12 protein-coding genes are annotated in these 16,127 nt (G+C 53.6%); 7 read left to right on the forward strand and 5 right to left on the reverse strand.

All coding sequences use genetic code 11. The features are described from left to right. Positions 1-56 precede the first annotated feature (56 nt). The 3 genes from ppc (at position 57) to D9741_RS18105 (ending at position 5,699) form a co-directional block, all read left to right on the forward strand. A complete protein-coding gene (gene ppc, locus D9741_RS18095) occupies positions 57-2,708 on the forward strand; it encodes a phosphoenolpyruvate carboxylase (protein WP_130215313.1) in 2,652 nt (883 codons plus the stop codon). Between the two features lie 180 nt (positions 2,709-2,888). Further along, positions 2,889-4,622, forward strand: coding sequence for a phosphoethanolamine transferase CptA (locus D9741_RS18100; protein ID WP_130215311.1), 1,734 nt, complete (start codon positions 2,889-2,891; stop codon positions 4,620-4,622). A 225-nt stretch (positions 4,623-4,847) separates the two neighbouring features. Next, positions 4,848-5,699 carry an AraC family transcriptional regulator gene (locus tag D9741_RS18105; protein WP_000274608.1) on the forward strand — a complete coding sequence of 284 codons (852 nt, stop codon included), beginning with the start codon at positions 4,848-4,850 and terminating at the stop codon, positions 5,697-5,699. On the opposite strand, the gene D9741_RS18110 is transcribed toward D9741_RS18105, so the two are convergent. From D9741_RS18110 to D9741_RS18130, 5 genes are read right to left on the reverse strand one after another with little or no spacing between them, the layout of a single operon-like run. Next, on the reverse strand, positions 5,686-6,027 hold the full coding sequence (locus D9741_RS18110; RefSeq protein ID WP_032304250.1) for a PTS fructose-like transporter subunit IIB: 342 nt from the start codon (positions 6,025-6,027) through the stop codon (positions 5,686-5,688). The two genes, D9741_RS18105 and D9741_RS18110, sit on opposite strands and share 14 nt — an antisense overlap. A 1-nt stretch (position 6,028) precedes the next feature. Beyond that, positions 6,029-6,907, reverse strand: coding sequence for a [formate-C-acetyltransferase]-activating enzyme (locus tag D9741_RS18115; protein WP_130215309.1), 879 nt, complete (start codon positions 6,905-6,907; stop codon positions 6,029-6,031). After that, positions 6,873-9,170, reverse strand: a complete 2,298-nt coding sequence (locus D9741_RS18120; RefSeq protein ID WP_130215307.1) for a formate C-acetyltransferase — start codon at positions 9,168-9,170, stop codon at positions 6,873-6,875. The genes D9741_RS18115 and D9741_RS18120 overlap by 35 nt, the downstream gene beginning before the upstream one ends. Positions 9,171-9,220: 50 nt before the next feature. Further along, positions 9,221-9,541: a PTS fructose-like transporter subunit IIB gene (locus tag D9741_RS18125; protein ID WP_130215305.1), complete on the reverse strand. Its 321-nt coding sequence runs from the start codon at positions 9,539-9,541 to the stop codon at positions 9,221-9,223. 14 nt (positions 9,542-9,555) lie between these two features. Beyond that, a complete protein-coding gene (locus tag D9741_RS18130; protein WP_130215303.1) occupies positions 9,556-10,635 on the reverse strand; it encodes a PTS fructose transporter subunit EIIC in 1,080 nt (359 codons plus the stop codon). A 309-nt stretch (positions 10,636-10,944) separates the two neighbouring features. Between D9741_RS18130 and ptsP the strand changes: the two genes are divergently transcribed. The 4 genes from ptsP to D9741_RS18150 all read left to right on the forward strand — a co-directional run bounded on the left by ptsP (position 10,945) and on the right by D9741_RS18150 (position 16,126). Beyond that, positions 10,945-13,446, forward strand: a complete 2,502-nt coding sequence (gene ptsP, locus D9741_RS18135) for a phosphoenolpyruvate--protein phosphotransferase (RefSeq protein ID WP_130215301.1) — start codon at positions 10,945-10,947, stop codon at positions 13,444-13,446. 11 nt (positions 13,447-13,457) lie between these two features. Further along, on the forward strand, positions 13,458-14,120 hold the full coding sequence (gene fsa / locus D9741_RS18140; protein WP_000424838.1) for a fructose-6-phosphate aldolase: 663 nt from the start codon (positions 13,458-13,460) through the stop codon (positions 14,118-14,120). A 10-nt stretch (positions 14,121-14,130) separates the two neighbouring features. Next, on the forward strand, positions 14,131-15,234 hold the full coding sequence (gene gldA / locus D9741_RS18145; protein WP_130215299.1) for a bifunctional L-1,2-propanediol dehydrogenase/glycerol dehydrogenase: 1,104 nt from the start codon (positions 14,131-14,133) through the stop codon (positions 15,232-15,234). A 274-nt stretch (positions 15,235-15,508) separates the two neighbouring features. Continuing rightward, positions 15,509-16,126: a DUF1287 domain-containing protein gene (locus D9741_RS18150; protein ID WP_130215297.1), complete on the forward strand. Its 618-nt coding sequence runs from the start codon at positions 15,509-15,511 to the stop codon at positions 16,124-16,126. The last annotated feature ends 1 nt before the right edge of the window (position 16,127 follow it).

The following is a 16,127-nucleotide window of genomic DNA, read 5'->3' on the forward strand; positions in this document are numbered from 1 at the left end:
AATGCGACGTGAAGGATACAGGGCTATCAAACGATAAGATGGGTGTCTGGGGTCATATGAACGAACAATATTCCGCATTGCGTAGTAATGTCAGTATGCTCGGCAAAGTGCTGGGAGAAACCATCAAGGATGCGTTGGGAGAACACATTCTTGAACGCGTAGAAACTATCCGTAAGTTGTCCAAATCTTCACGCGCTGGCAATGATGCTAACCGCCAGGAGTTACTCACCACTTTACAAAATTTGTCGAACGACGAGCTGCTGCCCGTTGCGCGTGCGTTTAGTCAGTTCCTGAATCTGGCCAACACTGCCGAGCAATACCACAGCATTTCGCCGAAAGGCGAGGCTGCCAGCAATCCGGAGGTGATCGCCCGCACCCTGCGTAAACTGAAAAACCAGCCGGAACTGAGCGAAGACACCATCAAAAAAGCAGTGGAATCGCTGTCGCTGGAACTGGTCCTCACGGCTCACCCTACCGAAATTACCCGTCGGACACTGATCCACAAAATGGTGGAAGTGAACGCCTGCTTAAAACAGCTCGATAACAAAGATATCGCCGACTACGAACACCACCAGCTGATGCGCCGCCTGCGCCAGTTGATTGCTCAGTCCTGGCATACCGATGAAATCCGTAAGCTGCGTCCAAGCCCGGTAGATGAAGCCAAATGGGGCTTTGCCGTAGTGGAAAACAGCCTGTGGCAAGGCGTACCGAATTACCTGCGCGAACTGAACGAACAACTGGAAGAAAACCTCGGCTATAAGCTGCCGGTCGAATTTGTTCCGGTCCGCTTTACCTCGTGGATGGGCGGCGACCGCGACGGCAACCCTAATGTAACCGCCGATATCACCCGCCGAGTCCTGCTGCTCAGCCGCTGGAAAGCCACCGACCTGTTCCTGAAAGATATTCAGGTTCTGGTTTCTGAACTGTCGATGGTTGAGGCCACCCCAGAACTGCTGGCGCTGGTCGGCGAAGAAGGTGCCGCAGAACCGTATCGCTATCTGATGAAAAACCTGCGTTCTCGCCTGATGGCGACACAGGCATGGCTGGAGGCGCGCCTGAAAGGCGAAGAACTGCCAAAACCAGAAGGCCTGCTGACGCAGAACGAAGAACTGTGGGAGCCGCTCTACGCTTGCTACCAGTCACTTCAGGCGTGTGGCATGGGTATTATCGCCAACGGCGATCTGCTCGACACCCTGCGCCGCGTGAAATGTTTCGGCGTACCGCTGGTGCGTATTGATATCCGTCAGGAGAGCACTCGTCATACCGAAGCATTGGGCGAGCTGACCCGCTACCTCGGCATTGGCGATTACGAAAGCTGGTCAGAGGCCGACAAGCAGGCATTCCTGATCCGCGAACTGAACTCCAAACGTCCGCTTCTGCCACGCAACTGGCAACCAAGCGCCGAAACACGCGAAGTGCTTGATACCTGTCAGGTGATTGCCGAAGCGCCGCAAGGCTCTATTGCCGCCTACGTGATCTCGATGGCGAAAACGCCGTCCGACGTACTGGCTGTTCACCTGCTGCTGAAAGAAGCGGGTATCGGGTTTGCGATGCCAGTCGCACCGCTGTTTGAAACTCTCGATGACCTGAACAACGCCAACGATGTCATGACCCAACTGCTGAATATCGACTGGTATCGCGGTCTGATTCAGGGCAAACAGATGGTGATGATTGGCTATTCCGACTCAGCAAAAGATGCGGGCGTGATGGCGGCCTCCTGGGCGCAATATCAGGCACAGGACGCGTTAATCAAAACCTGCGAAAAAGCGGGTATTGAACTGACGCTGTTCCATGGTCGCGGTGGTTCCATTGGTCGCGGCGGCGCACCTGCCCATGCGGCGCTGCTGTCGCAACCGCCGGGAAGCCTGAAAGGTGGCCTGCGTGTAACCGAGCAGGGCGAGATGATCCGCTTTAAATATGGTCTGCCAGAAATCACCGTTAGCAGCTTGTCGCTGTACACCGGGGCGATTCTGGAAGCTAACCTGCTGCCACCGCCTGAGCCGAAAGAGAGCTGGCGTCGCATTATGGATGAACTGTCAGTCATCTCCTGCAATCTCTACCGTGGCTACGTGCGTGAAAACAAAGACTTTGTCCCTTACTTCCGCTCCGCTACGCCGGAACAAGAGCTGGGCAAACTGCCGTTAGGTTCACGCCCGGCGAAACGTCGTCCAACCGGCGGCGTCGAGTCTCTGCGCGCCATTCCGTGGATTTTTGCCTGGACACAAAACCGCCTGATGCTCCCCGCCTGGCTGGGTGCAGGTACGGCGCTGCAAAAAGTGGTGGAAGATGGCAAACAGAGCGAACTGGAAGCCATGTGCCGCGACTGGCCGTTCTTCTCAACGCGTCTGGGTATGCTGGAAATGGTATTCGCCAAAGCAGATCTGTGGCTGGCGGAATACTATGACCAACGCCTGGTCGACAAAACACTGTGGCCGTTAGGTAAAGAGTTACGCAATCTGCAAGAAGAAGACATCAAAGTGGTGCTGGCGATTGCCAACGACTCCCATCTGATGGCCGATCTACCGTGGATTGCCGAGTCTATTCAGCTACGAAATATTTACACCGACCCGCTGAACGTATTGCAGGCCGAGTTGCTGCACCGCTCCCGCCAGGCAGAAAAAGAAGGCCAGGAACCGGATCCTCGCGTCGAGCAGGCGTTAATGGTCACTATTGCTGGGATTGCGGCAGGTATGCGTAATACCGGCTAATCTTCCTCTCCTGCAAACCCTCGTGCTTTTGCGCGAGGGTTTTCTGAAATACTTCTGTTCTAACACCTTCGTTTTCAATATATTTCTGTCTGCATTTCACCCAGATTCTGGATATCCCTTCAGATATCCTTAAGGTTTTGTCCTTACATTCGGCGCTATTATCCAAAACGGGTTCTTACTATGCATTCCACTGAAGTCCAGACTAAACCCATTTTTAGCTGGAAAGCCCTGGGTTGGGCACTGCTCTACTTTTGGTTTTTCTCTACCCTGTTACAGGCCATTATTTACATCAGCGGCTACAGCGGCACCAACGGCATTCGCGACTCGCTGCTGTTCAGTTCGCTGTGGTTGATCCCGGTATTCCTCTTTCCGAAGCGGATTAAGATTATCGCAGCGGTAATCGGCGTAATGCTGTGGGCGGCTTCTCTGGCAGCGTTGTGCTACTACGTCATCTACGGTCAGGAGTTCTCGCAGAGCGTTCTGTTTGTGATGTTTGAAACCAACACCAACGAAGCCAGCGAGTATTTAAGCCAGTATTTCAGCCTGAAGATTGTGCTTATCGCGCTGGCCTATACGGCGGTGGCAGTTTTACTGTGGACGCGCCTGCGCCCGGTCTATATTCCAAAACCGTGGCGTTATGTTGTCTCTTTTGCCCTGCTTTATGGCTTGATTCTGCACCCGATCGCCATGAACACGTTTATCAAACACAAGCCATTTGAGAAAACGTTGGATAATCTGGCATCTCGCATGGAACCTGCCGCGCCGTGGCAATTTCTGACCGGTTATTATCAGTATCGTCAACAACTTAACTCACTGACGAAGCTGCTGAATGAAAATAACGCATTACCGCCACTGGCTAATTTCAAAGACGAATCGGGTAACGAACCGCGCACCTTAGTGCTGGTGATTGGCGAATCGACCCAGCGTGGACGCATGAGCCTGTACGGCTATCCGCGTGAAACCACGCCGGAACTGGATGCGCTGCATAAAACCGATCCGAACCTGACGGTGTTCAATAACGTGGTCACATCGCGTCCGTACACCATTGAAATCCTGCAACAGGCGCTGACCTTTGCCAACGAAAAGAACCCGGACCTGTATCTGACACAGCCGTCGCTGATGAACATGATGAAACAGGCAGGTTATAAAACCTTCTGGATAACCAACCAGCAGACGATGACTGCCCGCAACACCATGCTGACGGTATTTTCGCGCCAGACCGACAAGCAGTACTACATGAACCAGCAACGTACGCAGAGTGCGCGTGAATACGACACCAACGTGCTGAAGCCGTTCCAGGAAGTTCTGAAGGACCCTGCGCCGAAGAAACTGATCATCGTTCATCTGCTGGGTACGCATATCAAATACAAATACCGCTACCCGGAAAATCAGGGCAAGTTTGATGGCAATACCGATCATGTTCCGCCAGGATTAAGCGCAGAAGAGCTGGAGTCATATAACGATTATGACAACGCTAACCTGTATAACGATCATGTAGTTGCCAGCCTGATTAAAGACTTTAAAGCAGCAGATCCGAACGGATTCCTGGTTTATTTCTCTGACCACGGTGAAGAGGTTTACGACACGCCGCCGCACAAAACTCAGGGGCGTAACGAAGACAACCCGACGCGTCATATGTACACCATTCCGTTCCTGCTGTGGACGTCGGAAAAATGGCAAGCGACTCATCCGCGTGATTTCTCGCAGGATGTTGATCGTAAATACAGCCTGGCGGAACTGATCCACACCTGGTCAGATTTGGCGGGCTTATCTTACGACGGTTACGATCCAACCCGTTCAGTGGTGAATCCGCAGTTCAAAGAAACTACCCGCTGGATTGGTAACCCGTATAAGAAAAATGCGCTGATCGATTACGACACTCTGCCGTATGGCGATCAGGTGGGTAATCAGTAATTATCAGCCAGATGCCATTTGCCGGATGCGACGCTTGACGCGTCTTATCCGGCCTACAGATCGCGGCGGTAGGCCAGATAAAGCGTTTACGCCGCATCCGGCAATACAAGGCGACTGAAACTGCCGCAATGTTTACATCGAACTCCCATCAGGCCACACTTTTCAGGTGGCCTTTTTTCATAATGCCAGTTACTGTTTTCCCGTCTACATACCTAAGGGAATAACATGTATCACGACGTCAGCTATCTGCTCTCCCGCCTGATCAACGGCCCGCTGTCGCTGCGCCAGATTTACTTTGCCAGCAGCAACGGTCCGGCGCCCGATCTTGCGTATCAGGTCGATTTTCCACGGCTGGAAATAGTGCTGGAAGGTGAGTTTGTTGATACCGGCGCTGGAGCAACGTTAGTTCCCGGCGATGTGCTGTACGTTCCCGCTGGCGGCTGGAATTTCCCACAATGGCAAGCCCCCGCCACCACCTTTAGCGTGCTGTTTGGCAAACAGCAACTCGGCTTCAGCGTCGTGCAATGGGATGGCAAGCAATATCAAAATCTGGCGAAGCAGCACGTCGCCCGACGCGGCCCGCGCATTGGTTCTTTTCTGCTACAAACGCTCAATGAAATGCAAATGCAGCCACAGGAGCAGCAAACGGCAAGGCTTATCGTCGCCAGCCTGCTTAGCCACTGCCGCGATTTGCTTGGCAGCCAAATCCAGACCGCCTCACGCAGCCAGGCTCTATTCGAAGCTATTCGTGATTATATCGACGAACGCTATGCCTCCGCGCTTACCCGCGAATCTGTCGCACAGGCGTTCTATATTTCACCAAATTATCTCTCGCACCTGTTTCAAAAAACGGGGGCCATTGGTTTTAACGAATACCTGAATCACACGCGACTGGAGCACGCTAAGACGTTATTGAAAGGCTATGACCTGAAGGTAAAAGAAGTGGCGCACGCCTGCGGCTTTGTCGACAGCAACTACTTCTGCCGTCTGTTTCGTAAAAATACCGAACGCTCGCCGTCGGAATATCGTCGGCAGTACCACAGCCAACTGACAGAAAAACCGACTACTCCAGAATAAGATGGGTTTGCTGCGGCGCAGAAAGCACTTTACGCACCGCGCTCATCACCCGCTGCGGCTCACGCAGGAACGCGTAGATACTGCATTGCACGTAGCGACAATGTTCAAATCGCTCGGCACCAGCAAGCTCGATATCCGTAATCAACAGCGCAACATCCGCCCGGCGGATATCCTCGTCCGCTAAACGATTCTCCGTTCCCAGCGCGCCCTGGGTTTCAATGCTGACGCCCCATTTCTCTATCTGGCACAACTTTTCCAGCCGTTCCGCCGCCATATAAGTATGCGCCACGCCGCTCACGCAGGCGGTTACTGCCACCAGGTATGCCATTTTAACCTCCCACGGTAACCTGAAATCCGGCCCGTTCTGCCATTTCGCGCATTGTTGCCACATCGGCTGACGACGGCGCAGAAACCTCTTTCATCGACCATGTTTTCCCCAGCAGACGGTATTTCGGCTCGCCGTACTGATGAAACGGTAACAGATGGATCTGCCTGATATTCAGCGGGATCAGCACGTCCAGCGCCTGCTGCATATTCTCCCGGCTGAGCGTGAAACCGGGGATCAGCGGCAAACGCGGGATCACGTTGACACCCTCACTCACCAGCAAACGCAAGTTCTCCAGCACGCGTGGCAGATTCATCTTCACCACATCCCGCGCCTGAGTCGCGTCCATAATTTTTAAATCGAACAACACTTCATCGCACAATTTCGCCAGCGGCAACAGTTTGCTGGCTGGCGCGTCTCCGGCAGTTTCGATGGCGCATGACACACCCCACAACCGCAGTCGCTGTAAAAAACGGGTAGCAAACTCCGCCTGCATTAATACTTCGCCGCCAGAAAGCGTGACGCCGCCGCCGGACGTGCGAAAGAAAACGTCATCTTTCATCACTTCCCGCTCCAGCGCGTCAAGGCTGATATCGCGACCAATCCGTTCAAACGCCCCGGAGGGGCATTCATCCGCATCGCGCAAACATTTCGCGCAGTGCAGACATTTCGCCTCTCTGCGTACCGTCTGGATTTTGCCGGAGATCGACTCCGGATTAGCACACCACGGGCAAAGATGCGGACAGCCTTTAAAAAAGACCACCGTACGAATGCCCTCGCCGTCATTCAGCGAATAACGCTGAATGTTGAAAATGCGCGCCACATCATCGCGGCGCGTTTCTACAACGTTACAGCTGATGCGCAGTCCGGCGGATGATGTCATCCTGGATCTCCTTCGACAGTTCGACAAAGAAGGCGCTGTATCCGGCAACGCGTACCACCAGCCCCGCATAGTCCTGCGGGCGTAATTGGGCTTCACGTAACGTGTCGGCGTTCACTACGTTAAATTGAACATGCTGCAACTTAAGCTGGGTAAATGCCCGTAAGAAGTCGGCCAGTTTGCGTAATCCCGCTTCACCTTCCAGGGTCGCCGGAGTGAATTTCACGTTCAGCAACGTCCCGTTAGAAAGCAGCGTGTTATCGAGCTTACTGACTGACTTCAGTACCGCCGTTGGCCCTTGCCCGTCCTGACCCAGCATGGGTGACAAGCCGCCGTCTGCCAGCTGTTCCCCAGCAAAACGACCATCTGGCGTCGCACCAACTACCGATCCCAACGGGACGTGAGCAGAAACGGTATACGACCCCGGCGTGAAGTAGCCGCCGCGCGGGTTCTGGTATTTTTCCACTTCTTTGCAGTAGTGGCGTAACAGTTCGGCGCTGATGTTATCCACCTCGTCGATATCGTTACCGTATTTCTCGAAGCGGTTAATTAAGCGAGCGCGGACTTTTTCACCTTCTGGCGTTGCGAAGTTAGCTTTTAATACCGACAGCAATTCGTCAAAACTTAAACGCTGTTGTTCAAAAATCATCCCTTTCAACGCATGGAGAGAATCGCTCAGGTTGGCGATACCGATCCCCTGTACGCCGGAGAAGTTATAACGCGCGCCGCCATCGGTAATATCGCGGCCTTTATCCAGACAATCGCTGATAAACGACGAGAGCAGCGGTACAGGTGCCCAGTCGCGATGACCGATATCGCAAATATTGCTGCCCTCAACCATCAGGGTGATGTAGTGGCTGATCTTGGCGCGGATCTGTTCCAGTAAACCTTCATAAGTCAGCGCAGCATTGCCTTCATTTTCATGCAGGCAGATTTCCATCACTTTCAGCAGGTTAAACATCGCGATGTCATGCAAGCCGTAGGTTCTGCCGGGAATAGATAATTCCACACAGCCCACTACGGAATAGTCGCGCGCATCTTCCAGCGAAACGCCACGGTTGAGGAACGCTGGCACCACCACTTCATCGTTGAAGATTTGCGGAATACCCGTGCCGAGGCGAATGGTTTCTGCGGTTTTCATCAGGAACGGCGTGTCGATCAAGGCGTTAGTGCGCACACCGAGGTTCGGTTGCGGTAATTGCACGCTTTGATAGGCGTCGAGACAGAGGAACGAAAGCACGTTCACCGCGCTACGTCCATTCTCGGTTAACCCGCCGAGCAGTGCGGTATAGCCGGTCGGGAAACCTGCGAAATAACGCGCACTGCTGGTGGAACGCAACAGCACGATGTCGTTGCATTTCACCCATAAAGATTCGAGCAGTTCTTTCAGGAACGCCGGATCTTCGCCCTGGGTTAATGATGCCTGATAGAACGGCAACATATACTGGTCGAAGCGCCCTAAAGACAGCGAACTGGCGTTGGATTCGTATTGCAGAATGATGTTCATGTACCAGAATAACTGGCACGCCTGCCAGAACGTCTGCGGCTTATGTTCGGCGTTATGGCGGGAGATCTCCGCAATAGTCAGCAGTTCTTCGCGACGCTGGGCATCAGTGCAGTTTGCCGCCAGCGTTTCCGCCAGTTCGGCGTAACGCAGAATGTGTTTCTGCGAGGCTTCGAGCAGTAACAGCGCTGCCTGATAAAAGTGATTCTCCGGCTGTTGCTGACAATGTTGCTGCATCTGCGCCACCAGCTCACCCAGCCCATGATTCAGCAGGCGCGGGTAATCAATAATAATGTGCCCCTGACCTTTATCCGTCTGGTTGATACTGAAAATCTGCGTGCTGGTCGCGGCTTTTACTTCATCCGTCATCTGCCCGTTGATGAAATCTTTCATCGAACGTTTTTCCCAGTACGGGAACAACTCTTCACGGTAGATACGTTTGTCTTCTTCGCTAATGGCGAAACGGTCTTGCGGGCGCGTCGGGAATTGATCCAGCTCTTTCAGCAACCAGTAAGGGTCCATTTCCGGCGACATAATCCCGGCGCGCGGTTTTACGGTGCGGTTACCGGCAATCAGTTCTTCATCACGAATCGAAATTTCAACATGTTCAAGGATATACGCTGTTGCTTTCGCCCGGCGCAATATCACTGGCTCGCCTTCGGTTTGCCGATGGCTGGCGGTATAAAGCAGCGCCCGCTCCAGCGAGATTTCACGGGTATTGGCAAACAGTGCAGTTTTGAGGCGAGAGATACGATTCGTCATGAGGAACTCCTGTGGGAAAGCGAACCCGCCCTTACGGGCGGGATAAGAACTTAAGCGGTTTGTGTCAGATGAGCTTCAATTTTGCTCATAATGGCGTCAGCGCGTTTAACCGCGTCGCTGATATTGACGCGCACGATGGTCTTGCCTGCAAAACGCTCTTCAAATTTGATGCCGATATCTTTGGTCAGAATCACCATATCGGCGCTCGCCACGTCTTCCGCAGTCAGTTCATTTTCCAGACCAATCGAGCCCTGGGTTTCCACTTTTACTTCCCAGCCTTTCGCTTTCGCGGCACTTTCCAGCGCCTCTGCCGCCATATAGGTATGGGCAACACCTGAAGGACATGCGGTTACTGCAATAATTTTCGTCATGGCTCGTTCCTCAATTAATTAATTTCAAAATCCAGATCCAGGTCGTCTTCCTTCTCATCAGTCGAAGACCCATTTTTACGCGCCAGACTTTTCAGCACGTTAACGCAGATAGCCGTTGCTACAGCCCCAACAGCCACTGCCGCGATATACCCCAGCTTGCCTTCAACCACCGGCAGCACAATCAGACCACCCCAGCCTGCATAGCACTGCGCACCTACCATTGCAGCGGTCACCGTGCCACAGACAGTCCCCACCATAATGGAAGGAATGACACGCAACGGATCGGCGGCAGCGAAAGGAATCGCCCCTTCAGTGACGCCAACACAGCCCATTACCAGCGCCGCTTTACCGGTTTCGCGCTCTTCTGCGGAGAAATTTTTACGACCAATCAGCGTCGCCAGCCCCATGCCCAGCGGCGGAACACAGATCCCCACGGCAGCAATTGCCACCACGGTATAAACACCCTGAGCAACGCAAATCAGCATGAACGCATAGGCCACTTTGTTAACCGGGCCGCCCATATCGAACGCCAGCATCAGCCCCATGATCACCGCCAGCATCACCACGCTGCCTTGCTGCATCCCCTGAAGCCACTGAGTCAGGCTGTTGGTTAACGCACCGACAGGTTCCCCCAGCCCCCACATCATGACGCCAGCGGTAATCAGTGTGCCGACGATTGGAATGATGAAGATTGGCATCACCGAGCGCAGAACTTTATGCACCGGAATTTTCTTCAGGTAATGCACCACGATGCCGCCGATAATCCCGGCGATCAGCGCACCAAAGAAGCCTGCACCAAAGCTGTTGCCAACCCAGGCACCGATAGCGCACGGAGCCAGCGCAGAGCGTTCTGCAATGGAATAACCGATGTAAGCGGCGAGGAAAGGCACCATCAGCGTTAAACCTGCAACACCGATATCAAACAGTTTTTTCAGATTCGGATCGGCTACGGCATCCGGCACTGCGCCTTTGCCATACAACATGACGGAAACCGCCAGCAAAATACCGCCCGATACCACGAAGGGAATCATGTGTGAAACGCCCGTCATTAAGTGCTGACGAGTGTTTTTCAGGATCTGTACCAACTCATTCATAAGTCGCTCCCAGGCTTACCCAAGCCTATGTCCATATTTTTTGATGGGAGAAACAATAGGCAATCGCAAGCAGGTCAAACAGTGGATAAAAAGGCCATTTACTGGACTTTTGTAATGTCAGTACAAAAATGCGATCCGCCTCATAACTTGCGTTAACTCGGAATCATGCCGGAATGGCGCGTCTTGTGAGACGCGTCGCAAATTGGCGGTTACATTACATTTGTCCAGCTTTTGGCAGATTTGTCACATGGCAGGTCGTTGCCATGCGCTCTTATCCTGTAAACAGAAAACCGTACCGGGAGAGAGGCAATGGCCCTGATTGTGGAATTTATTTGTGAGCTGCCTAACGGCGTACATGCGCGTCCGGCAAGCCACGTTGAAACGCTGTGTAATACTTTTTCATCTCAAATTGAGTGGCATAACCTGCGTACTGACCGTAAAGGCAACGCCAAAAGCGCCCTGGCGCTGATTGGCACCGATACACTGGTGGGCGATAACTGCCAGTTACTGATTTCCGGGGCTGACGAACAAGCAGCACACCAGCGCTTGAGCCAGTGGTTACGTGATGAATTCCCCCACTGCGATGCGCCGCTGGCAGAAGTTAAATCTGACGAGCTGGAGCCGCTGCCGGTTTCACTGACCAATCTGAATCCGCAAATTATCCGCGCCCGCACCGTATGCAGTGGTAGCGCAGGCGGCATTCTGACGCCGATCTCTTCTTTAGATCTCAATGCGCTGGGTAATCTTCCTGCAGCCAAAGACGTTGACGCTGAGCAATCCGCGCTGGAAAACGGCCTGACGCTGGTGATGAAAAACATTGAGTTTCGTCTGCTGGATAGCGACGGTGCCACCAGCGCGATTCTGGAAGCGCACCGCTCGCTGGCTGGCGACACGTCCCTGCGCGAACATTTACTGGCAGGCGTCAGTGCCGGATTAAGCTGCGCCGAAGCGATTGTCGCCAGTGCGAATCACTTTTGCGAAGAGTTCGCCCGTTCCAGCAGTAGCTACCTGCAAGAACGTGCGCTGGACGTACGCGACGTCTGCTTCCAGCTGCTTCAGCAAATCTACGGTGAACAACGCTTCCCGGCACCGGGCAAGCTGACGCAGTCATCTATTTGTATGGCGGATGAGCTGACCCCCAGCCAGTTTCTCGAACTGGATAAAAATCACCTCAAAGGTCTGTTACTGAAAAGCGGCGGCACTACGTCACATACGGTAATTCTTGCCCGTTCGTTCAACATTCCGACGCTGGTTGGTGTGGATATCGATGCCCTTACCCCGTGGCAGCAACAAACGATTTATATCGACGGCAACGCCGGGGCAATTGTGGTTGAGCCTGGGGAAGCCGTAGCCCGTTATTATCAGCAAGAAGCCCGCGTACAGGACGCTCTGCGTGAGCAACAGCGTGTCTGGCTGACCCAGCAAGCGCGTACCGCTGACGGTATCCGTATCGAAGTCGCGGCGAACATCGCCCACTCCGTGGAAGCGCAGGCCGCATTTGGCAATGGCGCGGAAGGCGTTGGTTTGTTCCGTACTGAAATGCTCTATATGGATCGCACCAGTGCACCGGGCGAAAGCGAGTTGTACAACATTTTTTGTCAGGCGCTGGAGTCCGCCAACGGGCGCAGCATTATTGTGCGCACTATGGATATTGGCGGCGACAAACCCGTTGATTATCTGAACATTCCGGCAGAAGCTAACCCGTTCCTCGGTTATCGCGCGGTGCGTATTTATGAAGAGTACGCGTCGTTATTTACCACACAACTACGCTCGATCCTCCGTGCCTCCGCTCACGGCAGCCTGAAAATTATGATCCCGATGATCTCCTCAATGGAAGAGATCTTATGGGTGAAAGAAAAACTGGCAGAAGCCAAACAGCAACTGCGTAACGAACACATTCCGTTTGATGAGAAGATCCAGCTCGGCATTATGCTGGAAGTGCCGTCGGTGATGTTCATCATCGATCAATGCTGCGAAGAGATTGACTTCTTTAGTATCGGTAGTAATGACCTGACGCAGTATCTGCTGGCGGTGGATCGCGATAACGCTAAGGTTACTCGTCACTACAACAGCCTGAATCCGGCATTCTTGCGGGCGCTCGATTACGCCGTGCAGGCGGTGCATCGTCAGGGGAAATGGATTGGTCTGTGCGGAGAACTGGGGGCGAAAGGTTCCGTGCTGCCGTTGCTGATTGGTTTAGGTCTGGATGAACTGAGCATGAGCGCGCCGTCGATTCCGGCCGCGAAAGCGCGAATGGCACAGCTTGATAGCCGCGAATGCCGCCAGTTGCTCAACCAGGCAATGGCCTGCCGGACTTCGCTGGAAGTGGAACATCTGCTGGCGCAATTCCGTATGACCCAACAGGACGCACCGCTGGTCACCGCCGAGTGCATCACGCTGGAAAGCGACTGGCGCAGCAAAGAAGAAGTGCTCAAAGGCATGACCGATAACCTGCTGCTGGCTGGCCGCTGCCGCTATCCGCGTAAACTAGAAGCCGACTTGTGGGCGCGCGAGGCCGTTTTCTCTACCGGTCTGGGCTTTAGTTTTGCCATTCCACACAGCAAATCAGAACACATTGAGCAATCCACCATCAGCGTGGCGCGTCTGCAAGCGCCGGTGCGCTGGGGCGATGATGAAGCGCAATTCATCATTATGTTAACCCTGAACAAACACGCTGCGGGCGATCAGCATATGCGCATTTTCTCGCGCCTCGCTCGTCGCATCATGCACGAAGAATTCCGTAACGCGCTGGTTAACGCCGCCTCTGCCGACGCTATCGCCAGCCTGCTGCAACATGAACTGGAACTGTAAAAGGAAACATCATGGAACTGTATCTGGACACCGCTAACGTCGCAGAAGTCGAACGTCTGGCACGCATATTCCCCATTGCCGGGGTAACAACTAACCCGAGCATTATCGCTGCCAGCAAGGAGTCCATCTGGGAAGTGCTGCCGCGTCTGCAAAAAGCGATTGGTGATGAGGGCATTCTGTTTGCTCAGACCATGAGCCGCGACGCGCAGGGGATGGTGGAGGAAGCGAAGCGCCTGCGCGACGCCATTCCGGGCATTGTGGTGAAAATCCCGGTGACTTCCGAAGGTCTGGCAGCAATTAAAATACTGAAAAAAGAGGGTATTACTACACTTGGCACCGCAGTGTACAGTGCTGCACAAGGGTTACTGGCCGCGCTGGCAGGGGCAAAATACGTTGCTCCCTATGTAAATCGCGTGGACGCTCAGGGCGGAGACGGCATTCGTACCGTCCAGGAGCTGCAAGCGTTACTGGAAATGCACGCGCCAGAAAGCATGGTGCTGGCTGCCAGCTTTAAAACACCACGTCAGGCGCTGGATTGTTTGTTGGCAGGATGTGAATCCATCACACTGCCCTTAGATGTAGCGCAACAAATGCTCAACACCCCTGCGGTAGAGTCAGCTATAGAGAAGTTCGAACACGACTGGAATGCCGCATTTGGCACTACTCATCTCTAAAGGAGCAATTATGGACCGCATTATTCAATCACCGGGTAAATACATCCAGGGCGCTGATGTCATTAATCGCCTGGGCGAATACCTGAAGCCGCTGGCAGAACGTTGGTTGGTTGTTGGCGATAAATTTGTATTAGGTTTTGCTCAGGCAACCGTCGAGCAAAGCTTTAAAGATGCCGGGCTGGTAGTAGAAATTGCGCCGTTTGGCGGTGAATGTTCGCAAAATGAGATCGACCGTCTGCGTGGCATCGCGGAGACTGCGCAGTGTGGCGCAATTCTCGGTATCGGTGGCGGAAAAACCCTCGATACTGCCAAAGCGCTGGCACATTTCATGGGTGTTCCGGTAGCGATCGCACCGACTATCGCCTCTACCGACGCACCGTGCAGCGCATTGTCTGTTATCTACACCGATGATGGTGAGTTTGACCGCTATCTGCTGCTGCCAAATAACCCGAATATGGTCATTGTCGATACTAAAATCGTCGCGTGCGCACCTGCGCGTCTGTTAGCAGCGGGTATCGGTGATGCGCTGGCGACCTGGTTTGAAGCGCGTGCCTGCTCTCGTAGCGGCGCAACCACGATGGCGGGCGGTAAGTGTACTCAGGCGGCGCTGGCGCTGGCTGAACTGTGCTACAACACCCTGCTGGAAGAAAGCGAAAAAGCGATGCTTGCCGCCGAACAGCATGTAGTGACTCCGGCGCTGGAGCGCGTGATTGAAGCGAACACCTATTTGAGCGGCGTTGGTTTTGAAAGCGGTGGTCTGGCGGCGGCTCATGCGGTGCATAACGGCCTGACCGCTATCCCGGATGCGCATCACTATTATCACGGTGAAAAAGTGGCATTCGGTACGCTGACGCAGCTGGTTCTGGAAAACGCGCCGGTTGAGGAAATCGAAACCGTAGCTGCACTTAGCCATGCGGTAGGTTTGCCAATAACCCTCGCCCAACTGGATATTAAAGAAGATGTCCCGGCGAAAATGCGAATTGTGGCAGAAGCGGCATGTGCAGAAGGTGAAACCATTCACAACATGCCTGGCGGCGCGACGCCAGATCAGGTTTACGCCGCACTGCTGGTAGCCGACCAGTACGGTCAGCGTTTCCTGCAAGAGTGGGAATAACCTTGTCAAACTCCCGGCTTGTCCGGGAGTTTGAACGCAAAATTGCCTGATGCGCTACGCTTATCAGGCCTACGTAATCTCTACAATATATTGAATTTGCGTGCTTTTGTAGGCCGAATAAGGCGTTCACGCCGCATCCGGCACTCTGTGCCAGTAAACTAAAACTCCCACGTTGATTGGGAGTTTTTTTATCCGCTTCTGGACATTTTCTCCACAGAACAATCGTTAGCCCGGAAGGTCGAATCTGTGACTCTTATTTTCACGGATGAAACAGATGAAAGCTTCACTGGCGCTGGTCAGCCTGCTAACAGCATTTACCAGCCACTCCTTAAAATCTCCCGCCGTTCCACCAACCGTGGTACAAATCCAGGCCAACACCAATCTTGCCATCGCGGACGGTGCCAGACAGCAAATCGGCAGCACGCTATTTTACGATCCGGCGTATGTGCAGCTTACCTATCCTGGCGGTGATGTCCCGCAAGAACGCGGCGTATGTTCCGATGTGGTGATCCGCGCCTTGCGCAGCCAGAAGGTCGATTTGCAGAAACTGGTTCACGAAGATATGGCGAAGAATTTTGCCGATTATCCGCAAAAATGGCAGTTAAAGCGCCCGGACAGCAACATCGATCACCGTCGGGTGCCTAATCTGGAAACCTGGTTTACCCGCCACGATAAAACACGCCCCACCAGCAAAAACGCCGGGGACTATCAAGCGGGTGATATTGTCTCCTGGCGACTGGACAACGGGCTGGCACATATTGGGGTGGTGTCAGATGGCTTCGCCCGCGACGGTACGCCGCTGGTGATACATAACATTGGCGCAGGCGCGCAGGAAGAAGATGTACTGTTTAGCTGGCGGATGGTGGGGCATTATCGTTATTTTGTTAAATAAG

The sequence above is a fragment of the Escherichia sp. E14V7 genome (genome assembly GCF_004212225.1).
Taxonomy (GTDB): Bacteria; Pseudomonadota; Gammaproteobacteria; order Enterobacterales; family Enterobacteriaceae; genus Escherichia.

What these genes read in the sequence shown, in the direction of transcription:
- ppc (WP_130215313.1), top strand. Translation starts at nt 57, where the DNA reads ATGAACGAACAATATTCCGCATTGCGTAGTAATGTCAGTATGCTCGGC.
- D9741_RS18100 (WP_130215311.1), top strand. Translation starts at nt 2,889, where the DNA reads ATGCATTCCACTGAAGTCCAGACTAAACCCATTTTTAGCTGGAAAGCC.
- D9741_RS18105 (WP_000274608.1), top strand. Translation starts at nt 4,848, where the DNA reads ATGTATCACGACGTCAGCTATCTGCTCTCCCGCCTGATCAACGGCCCG.
- D9741_RS18110 (WP_032304250.1), bottom strand. Translation starts at nt 6,027, where the DNA reads ATGGCATACCTGGTGGCAGTAACCGCCTGCGTGAGCGGCGTGGCGCAT.
- D9741_RS18115 (WP_130215309.1), bottom strand. Translation starts at nt 6,907, where the DNA reads ATGACATCATCCGCCGGACTGCGCATCAGCTGTAACGTTGTAGAAACG.
- D9741_RS18120 (WP_130215307.1), bottom strand. Translation starts at nt 9,170, where the DNA reads ATGACGAATCGTATCTCTCGCCTCAAAACTGCACTGTTTGCCAATACC.
- D9741_RS18125 (WP_130215305.1), bottom strand. Translation starts at nt 9,541, where the DNA reads ATGACGAAAATTATTGCAGTAACCGCATGTCCTTCAGGTGTTGCCCAT.
- D9741_RS18130 (WP_130215303.1), bottom strand. Translation starts at nt 10,635, where the DNA reads ATGAATGAGTTGGTACAGATCCTGAAAAACACTCGTCAGCACTTAATG.
- ptsP (WP_130215301.1), top strand. Translation starts at nt 10,945, where the DNA reads ATGGCCCTGATTGTGGAATTTATTTGTGAGCTGCCTAACGGCGTACAT.
- fsa (WP_000424838.1), top strand. Translation starts at nt 13,458, where the DNA reads ATGGAACTGTATCTGGACACCGCTAACGTCGCAGAAGTCGAACGTCTG.
- gldA (WP_130215299.1), top strand. Translation starts at nt 14,131, where the DNA reads ATGGACCGCATTATTCAATCACCGGGTAAATACATCCAGGGCGCTGAT.
- D9741_RS18150 (WP_130215297.1), top strand. Translation starts at nt 15,509, where the DNA reads ATGAAAGCTTCACTGGCGCTGGTCAGCCTGCTAACAGCATTTACCAGC.